Origin of the sequence: Rhodococcus sp. KRD197 (assembly GCF_017168235.1) — a bacterium.
Lineage (GTDB): Bacteria > Actinomycetota > Actinomycetes > Mycobacteriales > Mycobacteriaceae > Rhodococcoides.
The window spans coordinates 25461-50895 of the sequence record NZ_JABFAO010000005.1; the positions used below are offsets into that span (position 1 = coordinate 25461).

The 25435-nt window shown below is 65.7% G+C and carries 24 protein-coding genes; 12 read left to right on the forward strand and 12 right to left on the reverse strand.

The window, feature by feature from the left end:
• Positions 1–17: 17 nt before the first annotated feature.
• The 4 genes from J1M86_RS12160 to J1M86_RS12175 form a co-directional block, all read right to left on the reverse strand.
• Positions 18–938 carry a bifunctional MaoC family dehydratase N-terminal/OB-fold nucleic acid binding domain-containing protein gene (locus tag J1M86_RS12160; protein ID WP_075839463.1) on the reverse strand — a complete coding sequence of 307 codons (921 nt, stop codon included), beginning with the start codon at positions 936–938 and terminating at the stop codon, positions 18–20.
• A gap of 30 nt (positions 939–968) precedes the next feature.
• Positions 969–2120 carry an acyl-CoA dehydrogenase family protein gene (locus J1M86_RS12165; RefSeq protein ID WP_206510084.1) on the reverse strand — a complete coding sequence of 384 codons (1152 nt, stop codon included), beginning with the start codon at positions 2118–2120 and terminating at the stop codon, positions 969–971.
• Positions 2105–3124, reverse strand: a complete 1020-nt coding sequence (locus J1M86_RS12170) for an acyl-CoA dehydrogenase family protein (RefSeq protein ID WP_307786622.1) — start codon at positions 3122–3124, stop codon at positions 2105–2107. Before J1M86_RS12170 ends, J1M86_RS12165 begins: the two co-directional genes overlap by 16 nt.
• Positions 3125–3224: 100 nt before the next feature.
• Complete coding sequence (locus J1M86_RS12175; RefSeq protein ID WP_206510085.1) at positions 3225–5348, reverse strand: acyl-CoA dehydrogenase; 2124 nt, start codon at positions 5346–5348, stop codon at positions 3225–3227.
• A gap of 93 nt (positions 5349–5441) precedes the next feature.
• On the opposite strand from J1M86_RS12175, the gene kstR reads away from it, so the two are divergent.
• Together kstR and otsB are read left to right on the forward strand one after the other, a co-directional pair.
• Positions 5442–6128 (forward strand): cholesterol catabolism transcriptional regulator KstR, encoded by a 687-nt coding sequence (gene kstR / locus J1M86_RS12180; protein ID WP_230557478.1) that lies wholly within the window; start codon positions 5442–5444, stop codon positions 6126–6128.
• 52 nt (positions 6129–6180) lie between these two features.
• On the forward strand, positions 6181–8730 hold the full coding sequence (gene otsB / locus J1M86_RS12185; RefSeq protein WP_206510086.1) for a trehalose-phosphatase: 2550 nt from the start codon (positions 6181–6183) through the stop codon (positions 8728–8730).
• Between the two features lie 69 nt (positions 8731–8799).
• Here the strand turns inward: otsB and J1M86_RS12190 are convergent, their stop codons facing one another.
• On the reverse strand, positions 8800–9894 hold the full coding sequence (locus J1M86_RS12190) for a LacI family DNA-binding transcriptional regulator (protein ID WP_206510087.1): 1095 nt from the start codon (positions 9892–9894) through the stop codon (positions 8800–8802).
• Positions 9895–10031: 137 nt separating this feature from the next.
• Here J1M86_RS12190 and J1M86_RS12195 point away from each other — a divergent pair, with 137 nt between their 5' ends.
• The 6 genes from J1M86_RS12195 to J1M86_RS12220 are packed head-to-tail and all read left to right on the forward strand — an operon-like array spanning position 10032 to position 15016.
• Positions 10032–11045 (forward strand): metal ABC transporter solute-binding protein, Zn/Mn family, encoded by a 1014-nt coding sequence (locus tag J1M86_RS12195; protein WP_075839460.1) that lies wholly within the window; start codon positions 10032–10034, stop codon positions 11043–11045.
• A gap of 37 nt (positions 11046–11082) precedes the next feature.
• Positions 11083–11919, forward strand: a complete 837-nt coding sequence (locus tag J1M86_RS12200; RefSeq protein WP_075839459.1) for a metal ABC transporter ATP-binding protein — start codon at positions 11083–11085, stop codon at positions 11917–11919.
• Positions 11916–12794 carry a metal ABC transporter permease gene (locus tag J1M86_RS12205; RefSeq protein WP_075839458.1) on the forward strand — a complete coding sequence of 293 codons (879 nt, stop codon included), beginning with the start codon at positions 11916–11918 and terminating at the stop codon, positions 12792–12794. The genes J1M86_RS12200 and J1M86_RS12205 overlap by 4 nt, the downstream gene beginning before the upstream one ends.
• 7 nt (positions 12795–12801) lie before the next feature.
• Entirely contained in the window at positions 12802–13563 is a 762-nt protein-coding gene (locus J1M86_RS12210; RefSeq protein ID WP_206510088.1) for a LamB/YcsF family protein, read from the forward strand.
• Complete coding sequence (locus J1M86_RS12215; protein WP_206510089.1) at positions 13560–14162, forward strand: allophanate hydrolase subunit 1; 603 nt, start codon at positions 13560–13562, stop codon at positions 14160–14162. Before J1M86_RS12210 ends, J1M86_RS12215 begins: the two co-directional genes overlap by 4 nt.
• The gene (locus tag J1M86_RS12220) at positions 14159–15016 is read left to right on the forward strand and encodes a biotin-dependent carboxyltransferase family protein (protein WP_206510090.1); all 858 of its coding nucleotides are present in this window, start codon (positions 14159–14161) and stop codon (positions 15014–15016) included. The genes J1M86_RS12215 and J1M86_RS12220 overlap by 4 nt, the downstream gene beginning before the upstream one ends.
• Before the next feature lie 24 nt (positions 15017–15040).
• Here J1M86_RS12220 and rlmB read toward each other — a convergent pair whose 3' ends face one another.
• Genes rlmB through J1M86_RS12245 form a run of 5 tightly spaced genes read right to left on the reverse strand, consistent with a single transcriptional unit; the run spans position 15041 to position 19144 of the window.
• On the reverse strand, positions 15041–16009 hold the full coding sequence (gene rlmB / locus J1M86_RS12225; RefSeq protein ID WP_075839455.1) for a 23S rRNA (guanosine(2251)-2'-O)-methyltransferase RlmB: 969 nt from the start codon (positions 16007–16009) through the stop codon (positions 15041–15043).
• The gene (gene cysS / locus J1M86_RS12230; RefSeq protein WP_206510091.1) at positions 16009–17424 is read right to left on the reverse strand and encodes a cysteine--tRNA ligase; all 1416 of its coding nucleotides are present in this window, start codon (positions 17422–17424) and stop codon (positions 16009–16011) included. Before cysS ends, rlmB begins: the two co-directional genes overlap by 1 nt.
• Before the next feature lie 23 nt (positions 17425–17447).
• A complete protein-coding gene (gene ispF / locus J1M86_RS12235) occupies positions 17448–17912 on the reverse strand; it encodes a 2-C-methyl-D-erythritol 2,4-cyclodiphosphate synthase (protein ID WP_075839454.1) in 465 nt (154 codons plus the stop codon).
• Positions 17909–18655 carry a 2-C-methyl-D-erythritol 4-phosphate cytidylyltransferase gene (ispD, locus tag J1M86_RS12240; RefSeq protein ID WP_206510092.1) on the reverse strand — a complete coding sequence of 249 codons (747 nt, stop codon included), beginning with the start codon at positions 18653–18655 and terminating at the stop codon, positions 17909–17911. Before ispD ends, ispF begins: the two co-directional genes overlap by 4 nt.
• Positions 18656–19144: a CarD family transcriptional regulator gene (locus J1M86_RS12245; protein ID WP_206510093.1), complete on the reverse strand. Its 489-nt coding sequence runs from the start codon at positions 19142–19144 to the stop codon at positions 18656–18658.
• 428 nt (positions 19145–19572) lie between these two features.
• Here J1M86_RS12245 and J1M86_RS12250 point away from each other — a divergent pair, with 428 nt between their 5' ends.
• The 3 genes from J1M86_RS12250 to disA all read left to right on the forward strand — a co-directional run bounded on the left by J1M86_RS12250 (position 19573) and on the right by disA (position 22888).
• A complete protein-coding gene (locus tag J1M86_RS12250) occupies positions 19573–20250 on the forward strand; it encodes a hypothetical protein (protein WP_075839453.1) in 678 nt (225 codons plus the stop codon).
• 34 nt (positions 20251–20284) lie between these two features.
• A complete protein-coding gene (gene radA / locus J1M86_RS12255) occupies positions 20285–21694 on the forward strand; it encodes a DNA repair protein RadA (RefSeq protein ID WP_075839452.1) in 1410 nt (469 codons plus the stop codon).
• A 96-nt stretch (positions 21695–21790) separates the two neighbouring features.
• Complete coding sequence (gene disA, locus J1M86_RS12260; protein WP_075839451.1) at positions 21791–22888, forward strand: DNA integrity scanning diadenylate cyclase DisA; 1098 nt, start codon at positions 21791–21793, stop codon at positions 22886–22888.
• Between the two features lie 19 nt (positions 22889–22907).
• On the opposite strand, the gene J1M86_RS12265 is transcribed toward disA, so the two are convergent.
• Both J1M86_RS12265 and J1M86_RS12270 read right to left on the reverse strand, forming a co-directional pair.
• Positions 22908–23675, reverse strand: a complete 768-nt coding sequence (locus tag J1M86_RS12265) for a hypothetical protein (protein ID WP_206510094.1) — start codon at positions 23673–23675, stop codon at positions 22908–22910.
• A 71-nt stretch (positions 23676–23746) separates the two neighbouring features.
• Positions 23747–24373: a carbonic anhydrase gene (locus tag J1M86_RS12270; RefSeq protein ID WP_075839450.1), complete on the reverse strand. Its 627-nt coding sequence runs from the start codon at positions 24371–24373 to the stop codon at positions 23747–23749.
• Positions 24374–24445: 72 nt separating this feature from the next.
• Between J1M86_RS12270 and J1M86_RS12275 the strand changes: the two genes are divergently transcribed.
• Positions 24446–25351 carry a permease gene (locus tag J1M86_RS12275; protein WP_206510095.1) on the forward strand — a complete coding sequence of 302 codons (906 nt, stop codon included), beginning with the start codon at positions 24446–24448 and terminating at the stop codon, positions 25349–25351.
• Positions 25352–25435 lie beyond the last annotated feature (84 nt).

Below are 25435 nucleotides of genomic sequence, written 5' to 3' on the forward strand. Positions count from 1 at the left end.
TTCTGCCGTGCGGCCCTTCATCCGACGGCCTTCCACGCAGGTAGCGTCAGGTCTTCGTCGATCCGCACGAAGTCCACCTCGACCGGTAGCCCGATGGCCACCTCTTCCGGTTCGATCCCTCGAAGTTCACCGAGCATACGGACGCCTTCCTCCAACTCCACGAGTGCGATGACGAACGGCAACGATCGGCCTGGCACCGCCGGCGCGTGGTGGACCACGTAGCTGAACACCGTGCCCCTACCCGACGCGACGACGTAGTCGAGGGGCTTGTCCCTGTCCTGCCAGATTGCAGGGATGGGTGGATGCCGTAGCGAACCGTCCTCGACACGCTGCACGCGCAGCTCGCCCACCTTCGTTCCGTCCCAGAAGAACTCGGTTTCCTGCGAGACCACGGGCCGAATCTGATCCGGGACCTCTGCAGCGACGCTCGAAACGGTCGGTGCGAACTTGAGCACACGGAAGAGCATCTCCGCGACAGGTTCCTCGCCGACGTACCAGATGTTCCGCGTGGTGACGAACCATCCGTGGCCGAGCCCGGTCTTCTTCGGGCCGACCACGTTCTCGAGCCGCGCGGTCAACGTCACTTCCTCACCGACTCGCAGATAACGGTGATAGGTCTGCTCGCAGTTGGTCGCAACGATGGAGGTGAAGCCCGCTTCGTCGAGGATCGCCATGATCTGCCCGAGCGGGTCGTCGTCCGAACGAGTGCGGTGCAGCCCGCCCATCGTCCACACCTGCGCCATCGCCGGCGGTGCGACGACGCCTTCGTGTCCGGCTTCTCGTGCCGCAGCCTCGTCCACGTAGATGGGATTGGCGTCACCGATGGCCTCGACCCAGTTGTTGATCATCGGCTGGTTGACGGGGTCGCGGCCGGCGCGGCGCGCGCTCTCGCCCTGTGCCGCAATGCGGTCGGCCGCTTCGTTGATGGACTCGCTCATCGAACAACCTCACTCATCGAACAACCTCGCTCATCGGACAACACGGGGCAGTCCGAGTCCGGAGGTGGCGATCAACTCTCGCATCACCTCGTTCACCCCACCGCCGAAGGTGATCACCAGGTTGCGTTTGACCTGCTTGTCCAGCCAGTCCATCAGCGCCGCAGTATCGGGATCGGCGGGATTTCCATGTCGCCCGATCAATTCCTCGGCGAGGCGGCCCACCCGCTGAATACGTTCGGTGGCAAACACTTTGGTGGCCGATGCGTCGGCGATGTCCACTGCTTCCGCGGTACTCGACGCTACCTGCCAGTTGAGCAGCTCGTTGATACGGAACGTCGCGTGTACCTCACCGAGCGTGCGGCGGACATCGGGTTCGTCCAGCAGCCCGTGCGCTCGAGCCCACGTCTGCAACCGGACGAGCAGACCGGCGATTCGGCCCGCCGGCCCGAGCATGACGCGTTCGTGATTGAGCTGCGTGGTGATCAGTCGCCACCCGGCATTCTCTTCCCCTACCAGCATGTCCACGGGAACGCGCACGTCATTGTAGTACGTCGCGTTGACATGGTGGGCGCCGTCGCACGTGATGATCGGCGTCCACGAGTACCCCGGGTCGGTGGTGTCGACGATCAGCATCGAGATCCCGCGGTGCCGCGAATCCGGCGCACCGGTTCGCACCGCCAACCAGATGTAGTCGGCATCGTGGCCGCCGGTGGTGAAGATTTTCTGACCGTTGACGATGTACTCGTCGCCGTCGCGGACGGCCGTGGTCTTCAAGGCTGCCAGATCGGTTCCGGCCTCCGGCTCGGTGTAGCCGATAGCAAAGTGCACGTCCCCGGCCAGGATCGCGGACAGGAATTTCGCCTTCTGCGTGTCGTTTCCGTATTTCTGCAGCGTGGGTCCGACGGTTTGCAGTGTGACCGCGGGCAACGGAATGTCGGCTCGGGCAGCCTCGTTGACGAAGATCGATTGCTCGACGTCACCGAATCCGTGACCACCGAACTCCTTCGGCCAGCCGACACCGAGCCAGCCGTCGCTACCCATCTTCTTGATGATCTTGCGGTAGGTCTCGCCGTGCCGCTCGGTCATCATGACCTCGGCGTCGTGCTCGCTGACGAGATCCGAGAAGTAGCGCCGCAATTGTTTCTGCAGTGTCAGCTGCGCCTCGGTCAGTTCGACGAACATGCTGCCCCCAAGATCTCGAGTCGGTGCGCGGCTCCGCCGAGCTGTCGCGCCAGATCCTTTGCGGCGGAGTAGTAACGGTGCATCGGATAGGTGACATCGACACCGATGCCACCGTGCAGGTGGTGGCACATCTGCATCGCGGCCGGAAGCTCGGCGGCGATCCAGTACGCCAGCACATCGCCGTCGCCACCACCTCCGTCGTTCTCGAGTGATGCCTGCCAGACCGCGGACACCGCCGCCACATGCAGGGTTCGCGCGGTGACGTAGACGTCGGCGATCTCGCCCGCCACCGCCTGGAACGTTGCGAGCGGTTTACCGAATTGGTGACGGTTGGCCAGGTGGGTTGCCGTCAGTTCCGCGGCCCCGGCGGCGAGGCCGTCGGCAACGGCACCGATGGCTGCGACCGCGAGACGATACAGCCGCGCTGTGTCGAGGGAGACGAATTCGCCGGGCGCGTCGTCCATTTCGACGACATATTCGGGTTCCCCCGTCGACGACGGAGTCCGCGTGCAGGTGACGCCGTCCGCTTTTGGATCGACGAGGACGACTCCCTCCGAGGTCGGCACCAGGATGCGGTGTGCCTGCTCGGCGTAGGCGACGGCGATCTTGGTTCCGGTCACCCGCATCCGGTCTCCGTCGGGAACCGCTTTGGTGGCGGGGTCGAGCGGAAACGGTGAGCGCGGTTCAGCGAGGGCCGCAGTGAGGATCGCGCCGGGCTGCGCGATACGCGCGATCACCTCGGGGCCGGCGAGCGCGGTCAGCGGCACGATGCCGAAGCCGATGGTGGCCAGTGCAGGGCCGACCGCGGCGTGCTTCGCCAATTCCGTCAGTACGACGGCCGCTTCGGGGATACCGAGGCCATCACCTCCGGCAGCTTCTGGCAGCAGCATCGTCGACAGGCCCGCGTCGGATAGCGCTGCCCACAGATCCGCGGGCTCGCGCGCGATGAGGCCGTCGACCATCTCGGCCACGGTTGTCTGCGTCGAGTCTCGGGTGAAGTCCACGCTCAAATACCTGCCTGTGCGTCGATCGGGAACGAGTAGAACGTGTTCTATTTTTAACACCTGGGAGCGTTATTGGCCAGTGCCGCCCGCGCAACGACCCTCAGCCCGCCCTGGGCAGTCCGAGGATTCTCTCCGCGACGACGGTCAGAAGAATTTGCGTGGTTCCACCGGCAATGGACAGACATCTCGTCAGGAGCATCTCCTTCGCGATGGGACTCCAGGCGGCACCTCGACTGCCGGTGGCTTCGAGTGCGAACTCCGCCAGGTCCTGTCGATGACGCACTCCCACCAATTTGCGAACACTCGATTCTGCGCCGGGATCCTGCCCGCCGAGCCTTCGGAGAGTCGCACGCAGGTCCAAGACCGACAGGACGAGTCCGTCGGCGATGAGGCCGCCGAGACGCTCGGTCACCGCCGCGTTGTCGCTGGTGGCCGTCACCACCTCCTCGAGGGCGGCGCCCAGGGCTCCGCCGCTGCTCATGGCGACACGCTCGTTGGCGAGGGTGGTGCGGACGAGCTTCCACCCACCGTCGACGTCACCGACCAGGCACTCGTCGGGAACGAACACGTCGTCGAGGAACACCTCGTTGAAGACTGCATCCCCGGTCATTTCGCGGAGCGGTTCGACACGAATGCCCGCCGATTTCATATCGAGTAGGAAGTAGCTGATGCCCTTGTGTTTGGCAGCGTCTCGGTTGGTGCGGGCCAGGCAGATGGCCCAGTCGGCTTCGCGGGCGAGGGAGGTCCAGATCTTGTGCCCCCGCAACGTCCACCCACCGTCCGTTCTGGTCGCGGACGTGCGCAGCGAGGCCAGGTCCGAGCCCGCCTCGGGTTCACTGAACAGCTGGCACCAGGTGATCTCACCACGCAAGGTCGGGCCCGTGAACCGTTCGATCTGACGGGCGGTGCCGTGCTCGAGAATCGTCGGCACGGCCCACCCACCGATGACGAGATCGGGCGGCTGGAGTCCGGCACGCTGCAATTCCTGCGAGTACAGAAGCTGCAGGGCGGCTCCGGCGTCGCGGCCGTGCGGTGACGGCCAGTGCGGCGCCGCCAAACCCGAATCAGCGAGTGCAGTCCGCGAGTCCTCCGCGTCGGCGATCACTCCGATCTCCGCTCGGATCTCCGCGCGGCGGTTTTCGGCGTCGCCGAGGTCGACGGTCAAGGTCCGACGGACCCCCGCGCGGGTCAACTCGGCGACGCGCCCACGCCAGCGGGAAGATCCCCCGAGCAACTGACGCAATGCCAATGCGCGGCGGAGGTAGAGGTGGGCGTCGTGCTCCCAGGTGAAGCCGATGCCGCCGAGAACCTGAATGCAGTCTTTCGCTGTGTCCACGGCACCGTCGAGTGCGATGGTCGCAGCAACGGCAGCCGAGAGAGGCAACTCGTCGGGAGCGGAGTCCATTGCCACAGCCGCATCCCATGCCGCTGCGCGGATCTTCTCGACGCGGCACAGCATCTCCGCGCACAGGTGTTTGACGGCCTGGAAGCTCCCGATGGGGGCGCCGAACTGCTCGCGTGTCTTGGCATGAGCGACGGCTGTCTCGAGGCACCATCCGGCGATCCCGGCCGCATCGGCCGCGGCCAACGTGGCGGCGATGTCGTGCACGTTTTCGGTCGACACACCCTCGATAGCGCTGTGCCGCGGTATGCGGACGGCCTCGAACACGATCCGAGCGATCGGCAGACTGCCGTCGATGCCGACGATCGGTTCGATTTTCGTGCCTGGGGTATCCGCAGGGATGACGAACCAGTCGTTGCCGATCGGCGCGAGCACCGCCACCCCGTCGGCGCCGCCGGTGACCACGTCGAGAACACCGTCGACGATCATCGTGTCGCCATCGAGCACGGCGTCGAGCGAGGCATCGGACAGAGCCACTGCGCAGGGGGTCCGTCCGGAACACAGGTCCTCCGCCGAGCGACCGCGTCCGACTCCACGTCCAACCAAGGTCGCTGCCAGCGCGCTGGTCCACACTGGTCCGGCGACCAGCCCCGACCCGGCCGATTCCACCATCACGGCAAGATCGGCGACGGTGCCCCCCACCCCGCCCGCGGACTCCGGGACTGCGACGGAGAAGACCCCCAGATCGGCAAGATCCTGCCAGTGTGTGCGCCATCCGGACTCCGGATCTGCGCGTAGAGTACCGATCGGTTCGACCGAGGCGATCCATGACCGGATCGACCTCTGGACGTCGCGTTGGTCCTCGCTCGTGGCTAGTGTCACAGTGATTTCCCCAGCTCTCGTGATGACTTTCCCGTCTAGAACGTGTTCTAATACGCTAGCTGTTCACGAGTCAAGGTGCGAAGGAAAACGTCGATGACCTCATCATCTCGATCGGGCCCTGAGGGCCCGGCCGACAAGAACGGAGCCCCGGCAACGACGCCGCCCCCGACTCCGCTGCGTTCGGTCGGCGTGCTCACCGACGACGACCTCAGCTCCAACGCGCAGCGCGAACGCCGCAAACGAATCCTCGATTCGACGCTCGCACTCGCGTCGAAGGGCGGCTACGAGGCCGTGCAGATGCGCGCCGTCGCCGAGCGAGCCGATGTCGCCGTCGGAACGCTGTATCGCTACTTCCCGTCGAAGGTGCACCTGCTGGTGTCGGCGCTCGCCCGCGAGTTCGAGCGGATCGAGTCGCGGCGCAAGATGCCTCCCGGCCAGACCCCCCAGGAGCGGATGCACCTGATCCTGGGACAGATCACACGTGCCATGCAACGTGATCCACTACTCACCGAGGCGATGACCCGCGCGTTCATGTTCGCCGACGCCTCCGCCGCCGCCGAGGTGGACCAGGTCGGCCGGCTGATGGACCGACTGTTCGCCAAAGCGATGAGCGACGGTGAGCCAACAGAATTGCAGCTCAGCATCGCTCGAGTCATCAGCGATGTGTGGTTGTCGAATCTGGTGGCCTGGCTGACGCGGCGGTCCTCGGCCACCGATGTGGCCGCGCGACTCGAACTGACAGTCGACCTTCTGCTGGGCGGAGCCAAGCCGCTCGACTGACGCCTCGGCGTCCGATTGAGCCAAGGACGGTCGGATCGCCTAGATTCGTAGCGTGACTGCACAGGATTTGCCGCTTGAACTTCGCCGCGCCCTCATCGGTGTGGCCCGGACGCCTCGATTGCTCGTCACCTCGGACTACGACGGCACGATGGCTCCACTCGTGTCCGATCCGCTGAAGGCGTTTCCCCATCCCGAATCGGTGCACGCCATGCGTGGCCTCGCCAACCTCGCCAGTACCACCGCCGCAGTTATTTCCGGACGTGCCCTCCGCGACCTGGCGACGCTCTCTCGCCTGCCCGCCGAAGTGCAGCTCGTCGGCAGCCACGGCAGCGAGTTCGACATCGGCTTCATCCACGCCATCGACGACGACGCCAAGAAGCTGTTGCACGACATCTCGGAAGAGATGTCGACCGTGGCGGCCGATCTCGACGGAGTGACGGTCGAGGTCAAGCCGGCCAGCGCTGCCCTGCACGTCCGCAACGCATCACCCGAGGACGCACAGCGCGCACTCGACGCGATCCGCGCAGGCATCGCCCAACGTGACGGCGTCGAGGTCACCGAGGGCAAGTCCGTCATCGAGCTCGCCGTCATCGTCACCGACAAGGGCGTGGCCCTCGACATCCTGCGGCACCAAGAAAGCGCGACCGCCGCGGTCTTCTTCGGCGACGACGTCACCGACGAGAAGGCCTTCGCGCGGCTGCACGGCCCCGACATCGGGGTCAAGGTCGGTACCGGCGACAGCGCCGCAGGCTTCCGAATCGAGACCACCGAGCAGGTATCGCTGGCACTGGCGTTCCTCCTCCAAGAGCGACGCCAGTGGCTCTCCGGCGCCGATGCTCCACCCATCGAACGGCTGACGATGCTCGCCAGCCCGAACTCGGTCGCCCTGGTCACCCCGGACGCGAACATGACATGGCTGTGCCACCCCGAGCCCGACTCGGCCGCGATCTTCGCCCACCTCCTGGGCGGCGACCAGGCCGGACATTTCAGCGTCGGACCGACCCGCGCTGCGCTGCCGCTGAGCCAGCGGTACGTCGACGGCACCATGACCGTGCAGACCAAGTGGTCGAGCCTGCAGGTGACGGACTACCTGCCCCACGATGTCCCCGGCGGCCAGACATCGCTGACACGCGTCATCAGCGGTACCGCGACTGCCGTCGTGTCCTTCGCGCCCCGTCCGGAGTTCGGCAACATTCGTGTCCGACTCGAACCGGAGGCCGACGGCATCCGTATCTACGGCACGGCCGACCCCATGGTCCTGCGCAGCCCCGGAGTGCAGTGGAACATCGTCTCCGACGGGATCCAGGAAACTGCTCACGCCGAGGTGGATCCGTCGCAGGGACCGGTGATACTCGAATTACGCCTCGGCGCAGACGATTTGGGCCCATCCGCAGTTCCCGAACCGGAGCGACGCGCCGAGTCCGAAAGCTACTGGAAAGACTGGGCCGACCGACTCACGCTGCCGCCGCTCAAGCCCGATCTGATGAAGCGATCGGCGCTGACACTCCGAGGTCTCGTCCATGCCGATTCCGGCTCGATCATGGCGGCAGCCACCACATCGCTGCCGGAGGAGATCGGCGGCGTCCGAAACTGGGACTACCGCTACTGCTGGCTGCGTGACGCCGCCCTCACCGCCTCCGCCCTGGTGAACGTCGGATCCACCGTCGAGGCCGAGAACTACCTGTCCTGGGTTCACGGTGTGCTGGAATCTGTTTCGGGCCCCGAACGACTGCATCCGCTCTACACTCTCTGGGGTCTCGGCCTTCCACCGGAAGCTGTCATCGACGAACTACCCGGTTACGCCGGATCGCGGCCCGTCCGCGTCGGCAACGCTGCCAACCAGCAGGTGCAGCTGGATGTGTTCGGCCCCATCGTCGACCTCATCTCCTCCCTCGCCCACAACCGACGTGCGCGCGGGCGGCGCGGCAAAGAAGCACTGTCCGACGATGATTGGTCACTCGTGCGCGCGATGGTCGAGGCCGTCGAGCGTCGGTGGTCCGAACCCGATCACGGCATCTGGGAAATCCGCGGCAACCCCCGCCACCACGTGTACTCCAAGGTGATGGGCTGGATGACCATCGACCGCGCCCTCACTCTGGCGCGCAAGTTCGACCGAGAGACCGAACCATCTTGGGAGACACTGCGTTCGACGATCCGCGCCGAGGTGCTCGAGCAGGGCTGGAACGACGAGGTGCAGTCCTACACCGCCGCCTACGACGGAACCGACCTCGACGCCGCAACCCTGCACATCGGACTCTCCGGACTCATCGACCCGTCCGATCCGCGTTTCGCCGCGACCGTGACGGCCACCGAGCGCGAACTGCGCAGCGGGATGACGGTGTACCGGTACCACCACGACGACGGCCTACCCGGCGGCGAAGGCGGATTCCACCTGTGCGCCGCATGGCTCGTCGAGGCGTACCTACTGATCGGCCAGCGCTCCGAGGCCGAGGCACTGTTCGCGCAACTGGTGGCCGTAGCAGGGCCGACCGGTCTGCTCAGCGAGGAATACGATCCCGTCGCCGAGCGATCTCTCGGCAACCACCCGCAGGCCTACAGCCACCTCGGACTGCTGCGATGTGCAGCGTTGCTGAGCTCCTGAGGGTCACCCTCCTCCCTCCTTTCGGCATGAATGGGCCATTGCAACGGCTAGACAGTTGCAATGGCCCATTCATGCTGAAAGAGGCGGCGGCCCCGCAGTACGTCCCTTGACAAGTTCGGTGGGCAGGAATTCGGCCGCGACCACGCCGGATCGCGCGGTGGAGACCAGTAGCGCACCAGCTCGCCGGCCTTTTTCCTCGGCGTCCTGGCGGACGGTGGTGACGTTCTCGCGGATGGCGTCCTCGACGCCGTCGAATCCGGTGACGGTGAGCTGACCGGGTACGTCGATTCCCGTCACCTTGGCGAAGTTGAGCGCGCCGAGCGCCAGGACATCGGTGGTGCACAGCAAAGCCGTCGTATCGCGGTTGGCCTGCAATGCCTGAGCGGCCGCCGAGTGACCCGACCTCGTCGTGTGCTCGAAACGTTCGACGACGGTGAGTGTGTCCGGATCCAGCCCGGCCTCGACCATCGAATCCTTGACTCCCGCAATTCGTTCGCGCTGTACGTGGAAGTGACTGTCTCGAAGCCGATCGGGGGGTACGACGCCATCGCGGCGGTCGCGTCCCAGGCGCATGCAGAGCACGGCGATGTGTTCGTGTCCGAGTGCAATGACCTGGTCTGCGAGGACTTTCATGGCAGCGCGGTCATCGATTGCGACGAGTGCGGCCTCGGGCACGCCGCGTGGCTGATCGCAGATGACGATCGGCAGGTGCCGCTCGCGTACCGCCAGGAGATAAGGGTCGTCGTCGGCGACGGAGTAGACGACGAAGGCATCGACGCCGGCCTGCTGAACGACGGCGGCCGCTGCGGTGTCGTCACGATCGGGGCCTGCCGGGATGAGCAACAGACCCTGCCCCGCCGCCTCGCACGATTCGGCCAGTCCGGCGAGAAACGCCATTGCGGCGGGGTCGCGGAACGAGTAGCTCAGCGCCTCGGTGAGCACCAGACCCACCGCGCCGGCCTTGCGGGTGCGCAGTGACCGCGCCACGGGGTCCGGCCCGGCATAACCGCGACGCTTCGCCGCCATGAGCACGCGCTCGCGCAATTCGGGTGAGAGTTGGTCCGGACGGTTGTACGCGTTCGACACCGTGGTGCGCGAGACTTTCAGCTCGGCGGCGATGGACGCCAACGTTGCCGGGCGTCGCGGTTCCCTCGACCTGGACATACCCGGACGTTAGTCGCAAACGAGGCCACACCGGAAATCGACGGATCGTGCCAGATTCGACGGGAACGGCATCGGCGCTACAATGAAACGGTAACCGTTACCAATTGCATCTATTCGTACACCATCAGGAGAGTCCCGTGCGTCAGCCACGCCTTCAGTTTCCTCGCACAGCCACCGCACTCGTAGGCCTGTCCTGCGCGGCGGCTCTCACGCTCAGCGCCTGCAGCTCGGACTCCGAGACGACACCCGACACATCGGGCCCCGCGGCAGCAGTCGACGGCCCGATCACCATCGTCGCCTCCACGAACGTCTGGGCCAGCGTCGCCGAGGCAGTGGCAGGCGATATGGCCACCGTCGAGTCGATCATCGACGACCCGTCCGGCGATCCGCACTCGTACGAGGCGTCCCCGGGTGACGCCGCTATGGTCGCCGAGGCCTCGCTCGTGGTCTACAACGGTGGCGGCTACGACGAGTTCATCGAAAACATCCTCGAAGCCGAGGGCCAGAACGTACCGACGGTCAACGCGTTCGAGCTCGCCGGAGCAGGCCACAGCGAAGAAGGCCACAGCGACGAAGAAGCACACGAGGAAGAAGCACTCGAAGAAGACGACCACAGTCACGGCGAGGTCAACGAGCACGTCTGGTACGACGCCGAGGTTGCCGCTGCGACCGCGGAATCCATCGCCGAGACACTCGGTCAGCTCGATCCCGACAACGCCGAGCAGTACACCGCCAATGCCGAGACCTTCCACGATCAGGTCCACTCCATCACCGATGTAACCGCTGCGATCGCAGCCGAGCACCCGGCGGCACCTGTCGCTCAGACCGAGCCGATCGCGCACTACCTGCTAGTGGAATCCGGTCTCGAGGACCTCACCCCGGAGGACTTCAAGAACGCTATCGAGGAGGGCAACGATCCGTCCCCCGCGTCGATCGCCGCCACTCGCGACCTGTTCACGTCCAACTCGGTGCAGGTTCTCGTCTACAACGTTCAGACGCAGGATGCCGTCACCCAGGACATCCGCCAGACCGCCGAGGCCGCTGATGTACCCGTCGTCGAGGTCACCGAGACCCTGCCCGAGGGCATGAGCTACATCGAGTGGCAGACCCAGGCAGCGGAGGATCTGCAAGCCGCCCTGAGTGCATCCTGACTCGCGCGCAGCTGCTGCTCCCTGGAAAACTGGGGACATGCCTGCTGTAGAACTGCGCGACGCCAGCTTGGCGTTCGGTGAGCGCACCCTGTGGCAGCACCTCGATCTCAGCGTGCAGCGCGGTGAGTTCGTGGCAATCCTCGGCCCCAACGGCTCGGGCAAGACGTCATTGCTCAAGGTCTTGCTCGGCCAGAACCACCTGACGTCCGGGACCGCCACGATCGGCGGCGAGCCCGTCCGTCACGGCCAGGCCGGCGTCGGCTACGTCCCGCAACAACGCAGCATCGACGACGGTCTTCCCCTACGCGGGCGCGATCTGGTGGGCCTCGGCTGGGACGGCCATGTCTGGGGCATGGGGATTCGAGGGATGCGGGAGCGCAAACGCATCGTCGAAGACGCGCTCGATCAGGTCGGTGCCCAGAGTTTCGCCGGAGCACCTGTCGGCTCGTTGTCCGGTGGCGAACAGCAGCGCCTGAGAATCGCGCAGGCACTCGTCGGGGATCCGACGGTGCTGCTGTGTGACGAGCCGTTGCTGAGCCTCGACCTGGCCAATCAGCGGCTCGTCTCCGAGCTGATCGACCGGCGCCGGCGAGAGCACGACACCGCTGTCCTGTTCGTCACCCACGAGATCAATCCGATTCTGCCCCTCGTCGACCGCGTCGTGTACATCGTCGACGGGAGATTTCGCATCGGAACACCGGCGACGGTGATGACAACCGAGGTGCTCTCGGAGCTGTACGGCACCGAGGTGGAGGTGTTGAAGGTCCGTGGCCGGTTGATCGTCGTCGGCACCGGAGATTCCATCGATGCGCTGGGGTCCGCGGGCGCGCACCACCCACCCACGCCGGAACAGACAGGAACCACCCCGGCATGAACGACAAAGTCAGCGACGCACTGTCGAAGATGTTCGATTTCAGTACCACCGCGAACCTGCTCAATTACGACTTCGTGCAGCAAGCACTGATCGCGGCCGCGATTCTCGGTCTGCTCGCGGGTGCGCTCGGGCCGTTGATCGTCAGCCGGCAGTGGGCCTTCGCCGTTCACGGTTCGAGTGAGCTGTCGCTGACGGGCGCCTCCGCCGCGCTACTCGTCGGTATCACCGTCGGCCTCGGCGCCATCGTGGGTTCGGTGGTGGCCGCGGTGATGTTCGCGCTGCTCGGGTCCAAGGCCCGGGACCGGGATTCCGTCATCGGCGTCATCATGTCGTTCGGGCTCGGACTGTCGGTGCTGTTCATCTGGCTCTACCCGGGCCGCACCGGAACCAGCTTCTCGCTGCTGATCGGGCAGATCGTGGGCGTGGGCCAGAGCGGAATCCAACTACTGCTCGTCTGTGCCGTCGTGGTGCTGATCGTGCTCGCCGTCGTCTACCGCCCGCTGCTGTTCGCGAGCACCGATCCCGAGGTCGCGCTCGCCAGGGGGGTCCCCGTCCGCGGGCTGTCCGTGGTGTTCGCCGTGCTCGTCGGCGTCGCCTGCGCCCTCGGCGTCCAGATCGTCGGCGCTCTGCTGGTGCTGTCTCTGCTCGTCACTCCTGCGGCTGCAGCGGCCCGCGTCACCGCGAGCCCGCTCAAGGCGACGGTGCTGTCCATTCTCTTCGCCGAGACCGCAGCCGTCGGCGGCATTCTGCTCTCGCTCGCCCCCGGCCTCCCGGTCTCGACGTTCGTCACCACCATCTCGTTCGTCATCTATCTGGTGTGCCGCGGCGTGGGCTCGCGACGCAAAGCCAACTCCGGACGGGTGCTGGCGGGATAATCGATCGATGACGTCCATCGATTTGAACTCCGACCTCGGCGAGGGCTTCGGAACGTGGACGCTGGGCGACGACACAGCCATGCTGTCCATCGTCACCAGCGCCAACATCGCATGCGGGTTTCACGCCGGTGACCCGCGCACGATCCTCGATACCTGCCGCGGCGCCGCCGAGAACTTCGTCCGGATAGGCGCGCAGGTCGGCTACCGCGATCTCGCTGGCTTCGGACGTCGCTTCATCGACATCGAGGCCGCCGATCTCACTGCCGACGTGCTGTATCAATTGGGCGCGCTCGACGGTCTCGCTCAGGCCTCGGGCTCGGCCATCGCCTATGTCAAACCGCACGGTGCTCTGTACAACGCGTTGGTAGCGCACGGTGATCAGGCGCGCGCTGTGGTCGATGCCGTGCGTTCCTACGACCCGACGCTCCCCGTCCTCGGTCTGCCAGGATCGGTGTTTCTGCGGGAAGCTCAGGACGCGGGACTACGCGCGGTCACCGAGGCGTTCGCCGATCGCGCGTACACGCCCACCGGCGAGCTGGTCTCGCGCCGGGTCGGCGGTGCCGTGCTGACCGATCCCTCGGTCGTCGCGGAGCGCGTGCTGAGACTGGTCCGAGACGGCACCGTCGAGGCGATCGACGGATCAACGATACGGATCGACGCCGAGTCGGTGTGCGTGCACGGCGACTCCCCGGGTGCCGTGGACATGGCACATACGGTTCGAAAGATACTGTTCGACAACGATATCGACATCGCTTCGTTCATCCGATGATTCTGCGTTCCTGCGGCGACCGAGCCATTCTCGTCGAGTACTTCGATCTCGCCGAAACGATGGCATTCTTCGCCTCGCTGCGCGTCAGCGCACCCGAGGACGTCGAGGAACTCGTTCCAGCGGCTCGCACGATACTGGTGCGACACAATGGGAACAGCGATTCTGTGGCCGCCTGGATCCGCGCCACGGAGCCCGCCGACCGCGCCGCCGCGCCGGCTACCGAGCCGGGGGTGATAGCGGTCCACTACGACGGCGCCGATCTCGCCGACGTCGCCGAGGCCACCGGTCTCACCACGCGCGAGGTGATCCTCGCCCACACCGAACAAGTGTGGACCGTCGCCTTCGCCGGTTTCGCTCCGGGCTTCGGCTATCTCGTCGGAACCGACGATCGGCTGCATGTACCCCGCCGGACAACACCGCGTACGACGGTTCCCGCCGGTTCCGTGGGGCTCGCAGGTGAATTCTCCGGCGTCTATCCGCGTAGCTCGCCCGGAGGATGGCAGTTGATCGGTCACACCGAAACGGTGCTGTGGGACATCGAACGCACACCGCCGGCACTGCTGCAGCCGGGAACAACGTTTCGATTCGAGCAGGTATGAGGAAGCTGTCGATTCTGCAGACGGGGCCGCTGTGCACGGTTCAAGATCGCGGACGGTCAGGGCACGCCCCGATCGGCGTGGGCCGCTCCGGGGCTGCTGACATCCTCGCTCACGATGCGGCGAATCGCCTGGTAGGCAACAGCTCACAGGCTGCCACGCTGGAGGTGACATTCGGCGGCTTGGCGCTGAGAGCCGAGTTCGATACCGTCGTCGCCGTCACCGGCGCGTCCACCGAATGCACCGTCGACGGAGTGAGGCAAGGGCTGTATTCGATGATCACGCTGCCCGCCGGATCGATCTTGACACTCGCGGCACCGACATCGGGCCTACGCAACTACGTCGCTGTGCGCGGGGGTATCGATGCGCCGACTGTATTGGGAAGTCGATCGACGGACACGTTGTCCGGCATCGGCCCCGAGGTGATGCGACCCGGCACGGAACTTCTCGTCGGGGCCGAACACGCGGATTGGCCCGCCGCAGACTTCATTCCACCACCCATACCGACACCGACATTGCGATTGCGCATCCATTGCGGGCCGCGCGACGATTGGTTCACAGCGCGGGCCAGGTCCACGTTGGTCCAGCAGAACTGGACGGTGTCTCAGGATTCCGATCGCGTAGGCATCCGACTGGACGGCGCCGAGCCCTTGCCCCGCGCAGTCGCCGGCGAACTCCCGAGTGAGGGGATGGTGCCGGGCGGCCTGCAAGTGCCACCGGAGGGCAAACCGGTGCTCTTCCTGGCAGATCATCCCGTGACGGGCGGCTACCCGGTCATTGCCGTTGTCGCCTCGGGCAGTATTCCGCATGCCGCGCAGCTGCGCCCCGGCGACACGGTGCAATTCTGGGTCGGTTGATCCGCAGCCACGAGCCCTCGGGTCCTAGCGACGCTGGCGGGCGATATCGGCAACGACGACACCCGCAGCCACGGACGCATTGAGCGATTCGACGGGGCCGGCCATGGGAATGGACAGGATCATGTCGCACGTCTCGCGGACCAACCGAGACAGGCCCTTGCCCTCGGAACCGACGACGATCGCCACGGGTCCGCTGCCGTCGAACTCGTCCAGGGTGGTGTCGCCGCCCGCATCCAGACCGATAATGGTGATGCCCTTGGTCTGCCAATCCTTCAGTGTCCGAGTGAGATTGGTGGCACGCGCGACGGGTAGGCGGGCGGCGGCCCCGGCGCTGGTGCGCCAGGCAACGGCGGAGACGCTCGCGCTGCGACGCTGCGGTATCACCACACCGTGCCCACCGAAGGCAGCGACGGATCTGATGACGGCACCGAGGTTGCGTGGGTCGGTGATGTTGTCCAGAGCAACGAGCAGCGCCGGCTCCTGATGCGCGCGGGCGGCGGCGATCAGATCATCGGGGTGCGCGTAGCGATAAGGCGGCACCTGAAGCGCCAGCCCCTGATGCAGGCCGTTGGCACTGAGCTTGTCCAGATCCGAGCGCGGGACCTCGAGGATCGAGATCCCAGCGTCGCCGGCCCGCTGAACACTCTCTTTCAGACGCTCGTCACTGTCGGTACCGACGGCAACCCACAGTGCCGTCGCGGGGACTCCGGCGCGGAGGCACTCCACGACAGGGTTTCGTCCGAGTACCACCTCTGGACCTTCGTCGTTCTTCCGGCTCGCGACGCGGCCACCACCCGGCCTGCCGCGCGTCTGCGCCGACTTCTCTGCCATCTTTGCGCGGCGAGCTGCGGGGTGTTTGGTCCTGGCCTCGGCGGGAGGCGTCGCGCCACGCCCTTCGAGCCCCTTGCGGCGCTTGCCACCGGAGCCGGCGACCTGCCCCTTCTTGCTACCGGTCTTTCGGATTGCGCCGCGCCTACTGGAATTGCCTGCCATCACTGCCCTGCTTCGTCGGTACTGCTGATTGCCCCGACGGACCATTCGGGTCCGCTGGGAGTGTCTGTCACGTCTATTCCCGCCTTGGCGAGGCGATCCCTGATCGCGTCGGCGGTGACCCAATCCTTGTCGATCTTCGCCTGCGCACGCCGCCCGAGTTCCGCATCGACCAGCACACCGAGCGCGGCCTTCAACGCCCCGCCACCATCGCTGCCGGATTCCCAATGTGGGTCCAGTGGATCCACGCCGAGGATGGACAGCATCGCCCGCACGTTCGACGCATGCTCGACGGCGCCCGAGAAGTCTCCGCTCTCGAGTGCGCTGTTGCCTGCTCGGACGCTCGCGTGCACCTCGGCCAACGCTTTGGGAACCCCGAGATCGTCGTCGAGTGCCGCTGCGAAGTCCTCGGTCCAGGTGCCGAGCGGGACATCACCGGCCCGCTCGACGACGCGTCGCACGAAGCCCTCGATGCCGCGGTAGGTCACCGCTGCCGTCTGCAACGCATGATCGGAGTACTCGAGCATCGATCGATAGTGCGCGCTACCGAGGTAGTATCGAAGCTCTTGTGGCCGAACAGATTTGAGGACGTTAGGAACCGAAAGCACGTTGCCGAGCGATTTCGACATCTTCTCGCCGCCCATGGTCACCCAGCCGTTGTGCAACCAGTACCGGCTGAAACCATCGCCCGCGGCCTTGCTCTGCGCGCGTTCGTTCTCGTGGTGCGGGAAAACCAGATCCAAACCACCACAATGGATATCGAACTCCGGACCGAGGAAGGCCTCGGACATGGCGGAGCATTCGAGGTGCCAGCCCGGACGTCCGCGGCCCCACGGCGTCGGCCACGAGGGCTCTCCCTCCTTGGCCGCCTTCCACAGCGTGAAGTCACGCGGATCGCGTTTGCCCTCACCGGCGCTCTCGCCCTGATGAACGTCATCGAGCTTGTGTCCCGACAATGCGCCGTAGCCCGGGAAGCTCAGCACATCGAAGTAGACGTTGCCTTCTGCCGCGTACGCATGCCCGGATGCGATGAGTCGTTCGATCAACTCGATCATCTGGGTGATGTGGCCGGTGGCGCGCGGCTCGGCCGAGGGAGGGAGCACACCGAGCTTGTCGTACGCCCACGTGAACGACCGCTCGAAGGTCGCGGCCCATTCCCACCAGGGCCGGCCGGCGTCGCGCGCCTTGTTCAGGATCTTGTCGTCGATGTCGGTGACGTTGCGGATGAAGGCGACGTCGTAGTCCTGGGCGGTCAACCACCGACGCAGGACGTCGAATGCCACTCCGCTGCGAACATGGCCGATGTGCGGCTCACCTTGCACCGTTGCCCCGCACAGGTATACCGACGCGTGGCCAGGGACCAAGGGGGTGAATTCCCGCAAGGCCCTTGATTCGGTGTCGTAGAGGTGAAGGGTCACGCCCAGCAATGCTACCGGTGCTTTTACTCCGTCATGACAAGAGCGGTCGCGACCGCCGCGATCCCTTCACCCCGGCCGGTCAACCCGAGTCCGTCGGTGGTGGTGGCGGAGACCGATACGGGCGCCCCCAGCAACGCGGAGAGCGTCTGCTGCGCTTCGGCGCGCCGCGGGCCGATCTTGGGACGATTACCGATGATCTGCACCGCAGCGTTGCCGATCGTCATTCCGCTCTCGGTGAGTAACCGCCGCACCTCGGTCAGCATCGCGGCGCCGCTCACGCCGTCCCATTCGGGGCGACCGGTACCGAAGACGGAGCCGAGGTCACCGAGCCCGGCCGCGGACAGAAGTGCGTCGCACAGCGCGTGAGCAGCGACGTCGCCGTCCGAATGCCCTTCCAGCCCGTCGGCTTCCTCGAAGAGCAGACCGGCGAGCCAGCACGGCCTGCCGATCTCGATGGGATGGACGTCGGTGCCGATTCCGACTCTCATGGGCTCACCTTCGCTGTATCCGCATCCTGCGCAGCAGTCGCATCGGCATGTGGGGCTTCGGCAACGGTCGCGTCGGCAAGGATGGCTTGGGCAAGGAGGAGATCGAAGGGAGTGGTGATCTTGAAGGCGAGCGACTCGCCGACGATGGTGTGTACGAGCTCACCGAGGCGCTCGACGAGCCCGGCGTCGTCGGTGGCGATGTCCGATGTCTCGGCATAGGCGCGGGTCAACAAATCGGCGCGAAAGCCCTGAGGTGTTTGAATCGCGCGCAGTGTGGCGCGGTCGGGCGTGCCGACGACGGCTCCCATGATGTCTACCGACTTGACAGTGTCCGTGACCGGCAGAGCGGGCACAACGGCTCCGCGGCCGGCCCGAACCTCGGCCACTACTCGCGCAATGAGCGACGGGGGCGTGAGTGCGCGCGCCGCGTCGTGCACCAGGACGATCGCCGCGTCCCCCGCTTCGGCGAGTCCGAGGCGTACGGATTCGGTGCGCTCGGAGGCTCCGGCGACGACGGTGACAGAACTACCGAGCAACTCGCGCGTGTGCTGGACCAGCTCCACCGGGACCATGACCACGATCCGATCGACGGCACCTGATGCTCTCAGCCCGTCGACCGAGCGTTGCAGAAGTGTTGATCCACCGAGATCGACGAAAGCCTTCGGCTCACTCTTGAGTAGGCGAAGACCACGACCCGCCGCCGGAACGAGCGCGACGACGGGACCGGTTACCGAGCCTTCCACCTAGGAAGCTGCGGCGAGAACTTCGTCGAGAATGATGTCCGCTTTGGCCTCGTCGGTGCCTTCGGCGAGAGCGAGTTCCCCGACGAGAATCTGACGTGCCTTGGCGAGCATCCGCTTCTCACCAGCCGAGAGACCGCGGTCCTGCTCGCGACGCCAGAGATCGCGCACTACCTCAGCGACTTTGTTGACGTCACCGGAAGCAAGCTTCTCGAGGTTGGCCTTGTACCGGCGCGACCAGTTGGTCGGCTCCTCGGTGTGCGGTGCGCGGAGAACCTGGAAGACCTTGTCGAGGCCTTCCTGGCCGACTACGTCGCGAACGCCGACGTACTCTGCATTGTCTGCAGGAACTCGAACGGTGAGATCGCCCTGTGCGACCTTGAGAACTAGATACTCTCTCGGTTCACCCTTGATGGTGCGGGTTTCTATCGCTTCGATCAGCGCCGCTCCGTGATGGGGGTAAACGACGGTGTCTCCGACCTTGAAAATCATGTGTCCCGTGCCCCTTTCGATTTTTCCACTTTACCACGCGTCCAGATCAACGGTGCAGGTCAGGGGCACAGCGCCGCCTTCGCTGGGGTTGACACGGGACTGCGAACGTGTATCCACAACCCCTCCGGAGGCCGTGTCGGCCTCGCTTCTGCACGTGAGGAGCGCAACACGAAACGCCGGTCAACACGCCGATCACGCGGCGATCCGGGGTGCTGTTCACGCCCCAGCGGGCCCCCTCTTTGCGCCCCAGCGGACGACAGTCACGCACTGACTACTACTCTGCCTAGTGGACCCGACGGATCGGCTCGCGAAGCACCCGCATCGCACGCCCAACCACCTCTCGACTGCACAACACACGGCTTTCACAACCCACGGCTTTTCACAACCCACGGCTTTTCACAACACTGGCCACGACCGGAGGACGACCCGTGACTGCGTTCATCGCTGCGACTGCGAACCGTAAGACCCGCCGACTGGCACCCGCGCTCGCCCTTGCGGCCGGTGCCACGCTGATCCTGACCGCCTGCGGCGCCGGCCAGATCTCGCAGACCTCGGACCAGGTTGCCGCGGTCAACGGGAATTCCGTCGACCTCGGCGACATCTCGTTGCGCAACGTGCACGTGGTGTTCCCTCAGTCCGAGGAGTACTCCATCGAGGCCGGCGGCACGGTGGAGCTCGGCTTCATCGCGATCAACAACAGCGCGACCACCTCGGACACCCTCACCGGCATCTCTACGGACGCCGCGTCGTCCGTCACGGTCGGCGAGGAGTCCGGCGGTACCGAGATCGAGCCGCTGACCGGGCTCGGCGCGGGTATGCCGGTGGACAACGCCGTGTCCGATCCGGGCATCCCGCTGCAGTTCATCACCGTCGAACTCGAGGGCATCGACGAGGATGTCCGCCCCGGCCTGACCGTCCCGGTCACGTTCACCTTCGAGGAAGCGGGCGAGGTAGAACTGCTCGTTCCCGTCGATGCCGGTACCGCACTCGAACGCAATGTCTCCGAGCAGTCACCCGTCGAGGGCGAACTCCACAGTGAGGCCGAGGACATCGATCAGCAGATCGTCGAAACCCAGGTCGAAGAGGGCGCGGACGGCAACAACTGAGGACGGTGTCGGTACCTCCCTCTAGTCTTCTCGCGTGGCCAAACCGAAGACGAATTACCGCTGTTCGGCCTGTCGGCATGTCGTCGGCAAATGGGTAGGGCGCTGCCCGGAGTGCAATAGCTGGGGCTCGATGGACGAGGCGACGATCCTCGCTCCGGTGGCCAATCGAGCGGGCGCATCGGCGCTCGGCGCGGGTAATACTCGCTCGGCTACCACCGCGATGGTTCCCACCTCCCCCGCCGCCGCGATCACCCAGGTCAGCAGCACCACCTCGAAGGCGAACTCCACCGGAATCTCGGAGTTCGATCGGGTGCTCGGCGGTGGCCTCGTCCCCGGCTCGGTCGTTCTGCTCGCAGGTGAACCCGGGGTGGGCAAATCCACGTTGCTGCTCGAGGTGGTCCACCGGTGGGCTCGCACCGGCGAGGACCGCCGCGCCCTGTACGTCACCGGCGAGGAGTCCGCCGGCCAGGTTCGGCTACGCGCCGATCGGACCGGCGCCGTTCACGAACGCGTGTTTCTCGCCGCGGAATCCGATCTCGCCACCGTGTTCGGTCACGTGGAACAGGTCGAACCGAGCCTTCTCATCGTCGACTCCGTGCAGACCATGCTCGCTGCCGATGTCGATGGGGTCATCGGCGGTGTGACACAGGTACGCGCCATCACCAGTGCGCTGACTTCCCTCGCCAAGACCACCGGCGTTGCGGTTCTGTTGATCGGCCACGTCACCAAGGACGGTGCCGTCGCCGGGCCTCGTTCGCTCGAACACCTCGTCGACGTGGTGCTGCACTTCGAGGGCGACAAGCACACCACGCTGCGCATGATCCGTGGCGTCAAGAACCGTTTCGGGGCAGCCGACGAGGTTGGTTGTTTCGAACTCCGTGACACCGGCATCGAAGGCATCTCCGATCCGTCCGGGCTCTTTCTGCACCATCGCACCGAAGCAGTACCCGGCACCGCCGTCACCGTCACCATGGACGGAAAACGTCCCCTGCTCGCAGAGCTACAGGCACTCGTCGTCGACACGCAGATGCCGTCCCCGCGCCGCGCCGTGAGCGGACTCGATTCCGCTCGCGTGGCGATGATTCTCGCCGTCTTGGAACGTCGGTGTGGTCTCAAGGTCGCCCGCAGCGAGGTGTACGCGGCAACTGTCGGTGGCATGAAAACCAGTGAGCCGGCGGCCGACCTGGCACTTGCAGCCGCGATCACCTCGGCGGTGACGGATGTCCCGCTCCCACCGGGGGTGATCATTCTCGGTGAGGTCGGCCTCGCCGGTGAAGTGCGACGTGTCTCCGGGCTGGGTCGCCGCCTGGCCGAAGCAGCCCGCCTCGGCTTCACGCACGCCATCACCCCAGAACACGACGACGCCGTGCCCGCCGGCATGACGAACAAGACGGTCACCAACCTCGGAGACGCCCTCCAGTCGGTCCGTGTGCGCGCTCGATGACACCCCTCCAGTAGCCTTCTAGCTGCGAGGATTTGCCAGCTGCGAGATTCGACTCGGCACAGCATGCGCGGCTGAGGCCGAACAAGGAGATGGAATATGGACGGCTCGGGACGCGGTGAGGCCACTTCCCCTGCGCTCAGAGAGACCATCGCCCGGCTCGCGCCCGGAACAACGCTGCGCGACGGGCTCGAACGGATTCTTCGCGGACGCACCGGCGGGCTCATCGTGCTCGGATACGACGACGAGGTGGAAGCCATCTGCGACGGCGGGTTCGAGCTCGATGTCGAGTTCTCGCCGACCCGCCTGCGTGAACTCTCCAAGATGGACGGCGCCGTGGTTCTCTCGACCGACGGCAACAAAATCGTTCGGTCCAACGTCCAGCTCGTCCCCGACCACCAGATCCCTACGGTCGAATCCGGTACCCGGCACCGCGCCGCCGAGCGCACCGCGATGCAAACCGGGTATCCGGTGGTCTCGGTGAGCCAGTCGATGAGCATCGTCAGCGTCTACGTCGCCGGAGTGCGGCACGTCGTCGAAGGATCGGCAACCATTCAGTCACGCGCCAACCAGGCCGTCGCGACGCTGGAACGGTACAAGGCCCGCCTCGATGACAACACCAGACAACTGTCGGTGGTGGAGATCGAGGACTTCGTCACCCTGCGGGACGCGCTCACCGTCGCGCAGAGACTCGAGATGGTTCGACGGGTCTCGGTCGAGATCGAACAGAACGTCCTCGAACTCGGCACGGACGGTCGACAGTTGGCGTTGCAACTCGAGGAACTGCTCGGCGACAACGATGTCGACCGTCAACTGATAGTGCGCGACTACCTCGCCGGTGAAGAGCCGGCGGGAACTGCCGCTGTCGAGAAAGCTCTCGGCGCACTGGACAAGCTCACCGACGTCGACCTGCTCGATCTGACGACGCTGGCCCGCGCATTCGGCTACCCGGCGACCATCGAGGCACTGGACACACCGATGAGCCCGCGAGGCTATCGCGTCCTGACGCGGGTACCGCGCTTGCAGTTCGGTCAGATCCAGCGGCTGGTTGCCTCGTTCGGAACACTGCAGGGACTGCTGGCCGCCACGGCCGCCGACCTGCAGTCCGTCGAAGGCATCGGCGGTCTCTGGGCACGCCACATTCGCGAGGGCCTCTCGCGATTGGCCGAGTCGTCGATAGCGGGCCCATTCGACTGACTCGGCGCGCCTGCGCCGTCTACGTCGTCATGTTGAACGGCTCGGGTGAGCTACGCAGCTCACCCAGTTGAGCGATCACCTTGTACGAGCCCGGGCCCACCGGCACGCGCTCTTCGCCACAGCCCGGAATCGAGTTGGTGCCGGACCACTTCACGGTGAACCCTGCTTGCTCACCGGGTCCGAAGGTCCGCAGGTCGGACTGGGCGTCCGGGAAGCAGTCGGTGTTGGACCAGATGCGCTGATCGTCGAGTGTGGAGACGAGCACTCGCTGCAGACCGGCCCCGACATCGCGCTGGCATTCTTGCGCGCTGATGTTGGTGATGACGACGGTGAATCCGGGCTCCTCGCCCACGCGGTACGACGGCTTGTCCGGAGTGGCCTTGATCGCCAGGCTCTGATCCGAGCATTGATTTCCGACCACCGGAGCAGGAGCATTCGAGTTCCCGCCGGAACCGGATACCGCAGTGTCCGAGCCCGATGCCCCAGAACCCGATGCCCCAGAACCCGTCGAACCGGAACCGCCACCGGAGCTGGCCGCCCCACCCGATCCTGCACCCGACGAATCGGCCTCGGAGTCGTCCTCCTGAGACGGGGAGGAGCTCGGGGTCGGCGTCGGATTCACGGCCGACACCACACCGGCAGGCTGAGACTGCTGATCTTCGCTGCCGCCACCGAGGGAGGCGATGAACCACACGATCAAACCGAGCACGACCACAGCCGCACCGATGGCGAGCGCACGGCGGCGCCAGTAGATTTCGGGAGGCAAAGGCCCGGTTGGTTCCAACACAGAACAACCGTATGCGTCAGCAGCTCAGGTGTCGGTCAAGCGCAGACCGCGTGTCGTGCCGCAAGCTTGTTTTACTCGGGCAGCTCGCCGATATCGCCGATCACTTCACGCAGACGTGCGCTGCCCTCGGACAAGCGGTAGGTCAATCCGACGATCGCCAGTTCGCCGGCGCCGACCTTGTCGGCGATGATCCGCGAACGCTGCATCATCAGGTTGCCGGTCTCTTCGACGTGCCGTGCCTCGAACTCGTCGACGCCCGTGTAGCCATCGCGGCGAGCCGAGAGTATCGAGGGCGTCACACGCTCGACGACGTCGCGAATGTAACCGCCGGGGAGGTCTCCCGAATCGAGTGCATCGATCGTTGCCTTGACGGCCCCGCACTGGTCGTGGCCGAGTACGACGATCAGCGGAACGCCGAGTACGGCGACGCCGTACTCGATGGATCCGAGGACGGACGAGTCGATCGTGTGACCGGCCGTGCGCACCACGAACATGTCACCGAGCCCCTGATCGAAGATGATCTCGGCCGCGACACGAGAATCAGCGCATCCGAAGAGCACGGCACTCGGGTGCTGGCCCCCGGTCAGGCGCTCGCGGTCGGCGACGCCTTGGCTGGGATGCAGCGACTCACCGTTGACGAACCGCTGGTTACCCTCCTTGAGAGACTTCCACGCTGTGACGGGACTCGTTGCAGACATAGGTGCCATTGTGCCTCGACCGTCCACCGGCGGCGAGTCGGGCCAGGCAAATACAAATTAGTGGGGTGGACTGTGACGAGCGGGAGCGGTACTGCGCGCGGTGTCGGCGCCGCGGTGCTCGCTGCCGTGCTGTTCGGGGTGATCTTCTACCTCTCCGGGGTGACGGATGCCTCGACCGAGGTTGTGTTCGGCTGGCGAATCGTGCTGACGTTCGCCTGCTATGCACTCGTGTTGCTTCATCCCGCAGCGCGGACGCTGTTGTGTGCGGCCTGGGCGGCAATGACCCGCACACGGTGGCTGCCACCGATGTTCCTGCTGCTGTGCGCACTTGTGGGCGTGCAGTTGTGGATGTTCTCTTGGGCGCCTTCGCATGGGCATGCCCTCGATGCTTCTCTCGGGTTCTTGCTACTACCGCTTGTGCTGGTACTCGGCGGACGGATCGCCCTGAGGGCCGAGATCACGCGGGGACAATGGATCGCAGTCGGAATCACCGGACTCGCGGTGGCGGTCAAGATCGCGCTCACGCCGGTGCTGTCATGGGTGACGTTTGCGATCTGCCTGGGATACCCCGCCTATTTCGTGCTGCGCCGCCGCTTGGGGCTGGACAGCCCGATGGCTTTCGGATTGGAGGTCACGGTCCTGGCTCCGGCCGCTGGAGTGCTGATTCTTGCCGGAGACAAGCATCCCAGTGGCATAGCGGGCGGGTTCGCGCTGGTGGTAGTGGGCATCGCCGGAGCCGGCGCAATGGCGGCCTACCTGGCAGCTTCTCGGTTGTTGTCGCTGCCCCTGTTCGGGCTGCTCGGCTACCTCGAGCCGGTCGGCCTCGTAGCTGTGGGACTACTCCTCGGCGAGCGGATGCGCGGCATCGAGCTCATCGTCTACGCAATGCTCGCCGTGGCATTGGCGATACTTGCAGTCGACGGCTACCGGGTTGCCCGACGCCAGCCACTGACTCATCTCACGACAGCGCCGGCGTGAGATGAGTCCCACGTCGTTGGCTTTCGCTCCGGCCCGGCCACCTACGATCCAATCGCCACAGTTGCCGCGTCATCAGTGGGCCCG